This window comes from Streptomyces albicerus, assembly GCF_008905045.1.
GTDB lineage: Bacteria > Actinomycetota > Actinomycetes > Streptomycetales > Streptomycetaceae > Streptomyces > Streptomyces albicerus.
The window spans coordinates 7,677-15,247 of the sequence record NZ_VWMY01000099.1 but is presented as its reverse complement, the minus strand read 5'-3'; the positions used below and the strand labels follow the sequence as shown (position 1 = coordinate 15,247).

Sequence of the window (7,571 nt, the reverse complement as noted above, 5' to 3'; positions counted from 1 at the left end):
GGCTGGGTGGGCGGAGGCTGGCGTGGGTGGGTGGGATGACCGGGTGGGCGGGAAAACAGTCTGAACGACCTCCGCCTCAAACACCGGACAGGCTGGATGGGCGGAAGCTGGCATGCGTGGGCGGGATGACCGGAGTGGGCGGGAAAACAGTCTGAACGACCTCCGCCTCAAACACCGGACAGGCTGAGTGGGCGGAAGCCAACGCGGGTGGGCGGAATCACCGGGGTCGGTAAGAAAACAGCCCGAACGACCTCCGACTCAAACACCGGACAGGCTGGATGGGCGGAGGCCAACGCGGGTGGGCGGGATCACCGGAGTGGGCGGGAAAACAGCCTCAACGGCGTTGGACTCGAGATGTCGGACAGGCTGTGAACCCGAACCTGGGGCGGCTGAAAGTTCCAGCGCCGGACGGGCTAGAGGATCTCCCCCAACACCCTCGCCGCCCTCTCCACGTCCCCGAAGCCCACGTACAACGGCGTGAAGCCGAAGCGCAGGACGTCCGGTTCGCGGAAGTCGCCGATCACGCCGTGCTCGATCAGGCGGCGCATCACCTCGCCCGCGCCGTCGCAGCGCAGGGCGACCTGGCTGCCCCGTTCCGCGTGGGCGGACGGAGTCACCGACTCCACCGCGCCCTGGGGGACGTACGCCTCGACGCACTCCAGGAAGAAGTCCGTCAGGGCCAGTGACTTGGCGCGGACCGCGGTGATGGAGACGTCGTCCCAGACCTCCAGGGCCGCCTCCAGGGCGAGCATGGAGAGGATGTCGGGGGTGCCGACGCGGCCGCGCAGGGCGCCGGGGGCCGGGGTGAAGTCCGGGGTCATGCCGAAGGGGTCGGCGTGGGAGTTCCAGCCCGGCAGCGGTGAGTCGAAGCGCGACTGGTGGTCCTGGCGGACGTAGAGGTATGCCGGGGAACCCGGGCCTCCGTTCAGGTACTTGTAGGTGCAGCCGACCGCCAGGTCCACGCCGTGTTCGTCGAGGCCCACCGGCAGGGCGCCCGCGCTGTGGCAGAGGTCCCAGACCGCGAGCGCACCCGCCTGGTGGATCGCCGCCGTCAGGGACGGGAGGTCGTGCAGGCGGCCCGTGCGGTAGTCGACGTGGTTCAGCAGCACCGCGGCGGTGCGTTCGCCCAGGGCTTCCAGCACCTCGCCCGGTGCCACCGGCCGCAGTGTGCAGCCGGTGAGCCGCGCCGCCGAGGCGGCTATGTACCCGTCCGTGGGGAACGTCGTCGCGTCGACCAGGATCTCGTCCCGGCCGCTCGCCCCCTCCCGACCGCCGCCCGCGAGCCGTACCGCGCCCACAACTGCCTTGAAAACGTTGACACTTGTCGAGTCGCCGACCACGATCTGCCCGGCGGCCGCGCCCACCAGCGGCGCGATCCGGTCGCCGATCCGCTCCGGCGCCGTCCACCAGCCGCTCTCGTCCCAGGACCGGATCCGCAGCGAACCCCACTGCCGGCGCACGACGTCCTCGACGCGTCCGGGCACCGAGCGGGGCAGCGCGCCCAGCGAGTTCCCGTCCAGGTACACCGTGTCGTCGAGCACGAACTGGGCGCGCAGCTGCGCCAGTTCGTCGGCCGAGTCCAGCTTCTCGGCCTTCACCCGCAACTCGGACACCCGCACCTCGGACTCCCTCAACTCAGGCACCCTCAACTCAGGGACCCCCACCTCGGAGGCCCTCACCTCTGACGCCCCCACCTCGGACGCCCTCACCTCGGACTCAGACATGGGACCGCGCCGTCCACAGTTCGGGGAACACGTTCTTCTGGGCCCGCTTCTCCAGCCAGGCCACCCCGGCCGAGCCGCCCGTGCCGGTCTTCGCCCCCATGGCCCGTCGCGTGGCCACCAGGTGATCGTTCCGCCATCGCCACACCAGCTCGGCCACATCGGTCAACGCCTCGCCCAGCCGGGCGAGTTCGGAGCTCTCGTCCCCCGCGTACAGATCCGTCCACACGCCCTCGACCTCGGGCGAGGGGTCATAACGAAGAGATACGTCACGGTCCACCACGGCCGGGGGAATCGCGTGCCCGCGCCGCGCCAGCAGCCGCAACACCTCGTCGTACAGGCTCGGTTCGTGGAGCGCCTTCTCCAGCTCGGCGTGGACGCGGGGCGCGCCCCGGTGCGGTACGAGCATGGACGAGGACTTCTCGCCGAGCAGGAACTCCATCCGCCGGTACATCGCGGACTGGAAGCCAGAGCCCTCGCCGAGGGCGCTGCGGTACGAGTTGAACTGGGCCGGAGTCAGCTGGCCGAGGGGCTTCCAGGAGGCGTTCAGCGCCTCCAGCTCCCGTACCGACCGCTTCAGGGCCGCCACCGCGACCGGCACGTCGTCGCCGCGCAGGGCACGGGCCGCGGTCTCCCACTCGTGGACGATGACGGTGAACCACAGCTCCATGACCTGGGTGGTCACCAGGAAGACCATCTCTCCGGGGTCGTCGGAGAGGGTGTGCTGGAGGTGGGTCAGGACGTCCGCCTGGACGTAGTCCTCGTACGGGGTCGTGCCCTGGAAGTCGAGATGCGGGGTCTCGGGCTCGTGAGCCTCATCAGAGTGCTGAGCCTGGTGGGACATCGCTGTCTCCTGTTATGTACTCCGGGTAGCGGTCCGCCCCTGCCGTTATCGACACGGGGGCCCCGGTCCCCACCGGCATACTCCACAATCGTGCCCCGAAACCGCAAGGTCCGCCCGGTCACACCAGGCGGACCTGCATGAACGCGACCCCTCGGGGGTCCGTGGGGCTAGCCCAGCGTCTGGGCCGCCGTCGGTGAGGAGTCCTTCAGGAACTGGGTGCAGCGCTCGTACTCCTCCTGCTCGCCGATCGCCTGTGCGGCGCGGGCGAGGCCGTGCAGGGCGCGCAGGAAGCCGCGGTTCGGCTCGTGCTCCCAGGGCACCGGGCCGTGGCCCTTCCAGCCGCCCCGCCGCAGGGAGTCCAGGCCGCGGTGGTAGCCGGTACGGGCGTACGCGTACGACTCGACGACACTGCCGCGCTCGTACGCGTCGTCGGCCAGCTGGGCCCAGGCGAGCGAGGAGGTGGGGTACTTGGCGGCGACATCGGCGGGCGCCGCGCCGTTCGCGAGGAGCTCACGCGGCTCCGGGTCGTCGGGCAGATGGGTCGGGGGCGGTCCCCCGAGGAGGTTCTCGTGATTGGCCATGGGTTCCAGTCTGCCTGGCCATGGCGCCCGTGCGGGCATCGCGGGTCGGGTTTACTCAGGGCGCGAACGCGTGTGTCACGCGTGACGCGAGCGCACGCCCCACTCGCCGCACGAAAGTACGTGTCAGAAGGTACGCATTATGCGTAGGTGCACGTTATGCGTAGGTACGTGCCATGCGTGTCAGAGGTGCGTGTTATTCGAGGCGCCCACGCGAGAGGTTCGGCTCCAGCGGCGGGGTCGTCACATTGCCGTGCGTGAGGCACTCGGGGCGGCGGCAGTCCGGCGGCGGCTTGCGTACGGTCGCGAAGGCGACCACCGCGCCCACGAGCAGGATGCCCGCGCACAGGGGCATCGCCCGCCGGAACGCGTCGTCGAAGGCGTCCGCCGAGCGGTACGCCTCCTCGCCCATCCCGGCCAGCAGCGGCAGCGCGGCCACGGCGACGAGGCCGGCCGCACGGGCCGCCGCGTTGTTGATTCCGCTGGCCAGACCCGCCCGGCCGACGTCCACGGAGGCGAGCACGGTCGCCGTGAGGGGCGCGACCAGCGTCACCATGCCGAGGCCGAGCACCAGCACGGCGGGCAGCACGTCACCTACGTACGAGGCGTCGGTGCCCACCCGCAGCATCAGCAGCATCCCGGCCGCGCACAGCAGCGGGCCCACGGTGAGCGGGATGCGCGGGCCGATGCGCTGGCCCAGCTCGCCCGAGCGGGCGGACAGCAGCAGCATCAGGACCGTCGTCGGCAGCAGGGCCGTGCCCGCGCCGAGCGCCGAGTAGCCCGCGACGACCTGGAGCTGGAGCGCGGAAAGGAAGAAGAACCCGCCGAAGGCCGCGTACACGCACAGGGTGACGACGTTGACGGCCGTGAACTGGCGTGACCCGAAGATGTCGAGCGGCATCATCGGATCGGGCCGCCGCCGCTCCACGGACACGAAGGCGACGCCCGTCGCGACACCGGCGGCCGCCGTCACGGCGACGACGGGCACCGAGCCGCCGGGCGCCTCGATCAGGGCGTACGTCACCAGGGCCAGGGCCAGTGCGCCGAGGACCGCGCCGAGCACGTCGAAGCCGCGCCCGTGGACCCGGTCGTCCTTCGACTCCGGTACGTGGCGCAGGGCGATCGGGGCGCACAGCAGCGCGAGCGGGACGTTGAGGAGGAACACCCAGCGCCAGCCGGGGCCGTCCACCAGCCAGCCGCCCAGGAACGGGCCGACCGCCGCGCCGATGCCGCCGAAGCCCGACCAGAGGCCGACGGCCCTCGCCCGGTCGTCCGGATGGAACGACGCCTGGATCAGCGCGAGTGAGCCGGGCGTGAGCAGCGCACCGCCGATGCCCTGCAGCGCGCGGGCCGCGATGAGGACGCCCCCGCTGGGCGCGAGCCCGCACAACAGGGACGCCGCCGCGAACCACACCACGCCGACGACGAACACCTTCCGGCGGCCGAAGCGGTCGCCGAGGGCGCCGCCCAAAAGGATCAGGCCCGCGAGGGCCAGCATGTACGCGTTGACGGTCCACTGCAGGCCGGCCAGGTCCGCGTCGAGGTCGCGGCCGATCGTCGGCAGCGCGACGTTCACGACCGTCGAGTCCAGCATCGCCATGCTCGAACCGAGCACCGTGGTCAGCAGGATCCACTTCCCCGCGGGAGAGGACATCCTGACAGGCGGGGACTCCTTCGGAGGGGCAGCCATACCCCGGAGCATACGGACAGACGGCAGGGCCCGGCCCTCCGAAAGGAGAACCGGGCCCTGCCGGTGGAACCCGGGCTGCTACTTGATCTTCGTGCCCGTGGAGCGCAGGTTGCCGCAGGCCTCGGTCACCCGCTTGGCCATCGAGGCCTCGGCGAGCTTGCCCCAGGTGCGGGGGTCGTACGTCTTCTTGTTGCCGACCTCGCCGTCGACCTTCAGCACGCCGTCGTAGTTGCGGAACATGTGGTCCGCGACCGGGCGCGTGAACGCGTACTGGGTGTCGGTGTCCAGGTTCATCTTGACGACGCCGTTCTCCAGCGCCGTGGCGATCTCCTCCGCCGTGGAGCCGGAGCCGCCGTGGAAGACGAAGTCGAACGGGGAGGCCTTGCCGTACTTGGCGCCGACGCCCTCGTTCAGCTCCTTGAGCAGCTCGGGACGGAGCACGACGTTGCCCGGCTTGTAGACGCCGTGCACGTTGCCGAAGGACGCGGCAAGGAGGTAGCGGCCCTTCTCGCCCAGGCCCAGGGCCTCGGCGGTACGGATCGCGTCGTCGACCGTCGTGTACAGGTTGTCGTTGATCTCGTGGGAGACGCCGTCCTCCTCGCCACCCGTCGGGGTGATCTCCACCTCGAGGATGATCTTCGCGGCGGCGGCGCGGGCGAGCAGCTCCTGCGCGATGGAGAGGTTGTCGGCGAGGGTCTCCGCGGAGCCGTCCCACATGTGGGACTGGAAAAGCGGGTTCTGACCGGCCTTGACGCGCTCCTCGGAGACGGCCAGCAGCGGACGTACGTACCCGTCGAGCTTGTCCTTGGGGCAGTGGTCCGTGTGCAGGGCGACCGTGATGTCGTACTTCGCGGCGACGATGTGCGCGAACTCGGCGAGCGCGACCGCGCCGGTCACCATCTCCTTGTTGTGCTGGCCGCCCAGGAACTCCGCACCACCGGTGGAGATCTGGATGATGCCGTCGCTCTCGGCCTCCGCGAAGCCGCGCAGAGCAGCGTGCAGGGTCTGGGACGAGGTCACGTTGATGGCCGGGTAGGCGAACTTGCCTGCCTTCGCCCGGTCGAGCATCTCGTTGTAGACCTCGGGGGTTGCGATGGGCATCTGTCCGCTCCTTGTATGTGCGGGTGGCGTTCTGCTTACGGCCCTGACCTAGGGGGGCGACGTCATCGTCGTCCCCATCTTTCCAGACTTGACCCGATGCTCCCGCCCCGGGCGTCAAGCAGCCAAGAGGCCGTACGTCCCCCGAGGGCGGGGCACCCCGCCGTACGTCAGTCCAGGCCCAGCTCGTCCTTCGAGTACGCGAAGAGGTAGGGCACCCCGGCGCCTTCCTGGATCTTCTCGGCGGCGCCCGTGGCGCGGTCGACGATGGTCGCCACGCCGACGACCTCCGCGCCGGCCTCGCGCACGGCCTCCACAGCGGTGAGCGGGGAACCGCCGGTGGTGGAGGTGTCCTCGACGACGAGCACCCGACGGCCCGCGATCTCCGGGCCCTCGACACGACGCTGCATGCCGTGCGCCTTGGCGGCCTTCCGTACGACGAAGGCGTCGAGCCTGCGCCCTCGTGCGGCGGCCGCGTGCAGCATCGCCCCGGCCACCGGGTCGGCGCCCATGGTGAGGCCGCCGACCGCGTCGAAGTCGAGGTCCGCCGTCAGGTCGAGCAGCACCTGGCCGACCAGCGGGGCGGCCTCGCCGTCCAGCGTGACCCGTCGCAGGTCGACGTAGTAGTCGGCCTCCAGACCCGAGGAGAGGGTCACCTTGCCGTGCACCACGGCCTTGTCCTTGATCTGCTGCAGCAGCTCGCCGCGTACATCACTCATGCGTGTCAGCTTAGAGGCGCTCAGAGGCGCCGCCAGGTCCAGGTCGTGGTGGCCTCGAGGGGCTCGATGGGGGTGACCAGGCGGGGCAGGGTGTTCAGGCCGTTGGGCGGTCCGGTCTGCGGTTCCACGCATACGGCGGCCTCCTGCTCGTCGTACACGACAACCCACTCCTCGCGGCTGGCCACGGTCAGCTCCAGCTGTCCGGGCCAGGTGAGGGTGACGTCGACGCCGCCGGGCATCCCGAAGCAGTCGTCCCAGGGGCCGGGCCGCCGGTCGATACGGCGGCCGGTGGGGAGGTGGTCGTCACCGCGCTCCTCCTGCCAGGCGGGCGTGAAGTCGATCCGTACGTCCTGCGCGCCCTCGCCTCCCAGATTGCGGTTGAACCACGGGTGCCAGCCGATCTGCGCCGGGAAGGAGTCGTCGTACGTCTCCACCGACATGGTCAGCGTCAGGGCGTCCTCGGCCAGCGCCACGGCCTGGGTGACGCGGCCCGCGTACGGCCAGGGGTCGGCGAGGTCGTACGTGATGACGGCCTCGCTCTCGCTCCTGCGGGCCGTGCGCCAGGCGGCGTCGCGGGCGGTGCCGTGGATGGCGTGCGGTGGGGAGTTGAGAGGGAGCTGGTGGGGTGTGGCGCCGTTCAGGAAACGGCCGTCCCTGGTGCGGCCGCACCACGGGACCATCGGGAAGCAGCCGAACTTCGCGCCCTGCCGCAGCAGTTCGACGCCGCCGACCCTCAGTCCGCCGATCCGTCCGCCGTTGCCCGGCTGCACGGTCGCTTCCGCTCCGGCCGCGGTCAGCGTGATGTCTTCGTTACTCACGCCGCCGACCCTACGGGGTATGGGCGGGGTGTGGGTCTGTGGGGCTTGACCTCGGGTGCTTGACTGCGGGTTGTCGTGGGCTGGTCGCGCAGTTCCCCGCGCC

At 70.8% G+C, this 7,571-nt stretch carries 7 protein-coding genes; all 7 read right to left on the bottom strand.

What is annotated here, in order from left to right; genetic code table 11:
• Positions 1-413: 413 nt before the first annotated feature.
• Entirely contained in the window at positions 414-1,613 is a 1,200-nt protein-coding gene (gene kynU, locus GAS53_RS49070; protein WP_151484304.1) for a kynureninase, read from the bottom strand.
• A gap of 103 nt (positions 1,614-1,716) precedes the next feature.
• Complete coding sequence (locus GAS53_RS49065; protein WP_151484289.1) at positions 1,717-2,565, bottom strand: tryptophan 2,3-dioxygenase family protein; 849 nt, start codon at positions 2,563-2,565, stop codon at positions 1,717-1,719.
• 167 nt (positions 2,566-2,732) lie between these two features.
• The gene (locus GAS53_RS49060) at positions 2,733-3,146 is read right to left on the bottom strand and encodes a DUF3151 domain-containing protein (RefSeq protein ID WP_151484288.1); all 414 of its coding nucleotides are present in this window, start codon (positions 3,144-3,146) and stop codon (positions 2,733-2,735) included.
• A gap of 193 nt (positions 3,147-3,339) precedes the next feature.
• Entirely contained in the window at positions 3,340-4,833 is a 1,494-nt protein-coding gene (locus GAS53_RS49055) for an MFS transporter (protein WP_151484287.1), read from the bottom strand.
• Between the two features lie 78 nt (positions 4,834-4,911).
• On the bottom strand, positions 4,912-5,934 hold the full coding sequence (fbaA, locus tag GAS53_RS49050; protein ID WP_151484286.1) for a class II fructose-bisphosphate aldolase: 1,023 nt from the start codon (positions 5,932-5,934) through the stop codon (positions 4,912-4,914).
• Between the two features lie 167 nt (positions 5,935-6,101).
• Entirely contained in the window at positions 6,102-6,650 is a 549-nt protein-coding gene (pyrE, locus tag GAS53_RS49045; RefSeq protein WP_151484285.1) for an orotate phosphoribosyltransferase, read from the bottom strand.
• Positions 6,651-6,670: 20 nt separating this feature from the next.
• Positions 6,671-7,468, bottom strand: a complete 798-nt coding sequence (locus GAS53_RS49040) for an aldose epimerase family protein (protein WP_151484284.1) — start codon at positions 7,466-7,468, stop codon at positions 6,671-6,673.
• Positions 7,469-7,571: the final 103 nt, after the last annotated feature.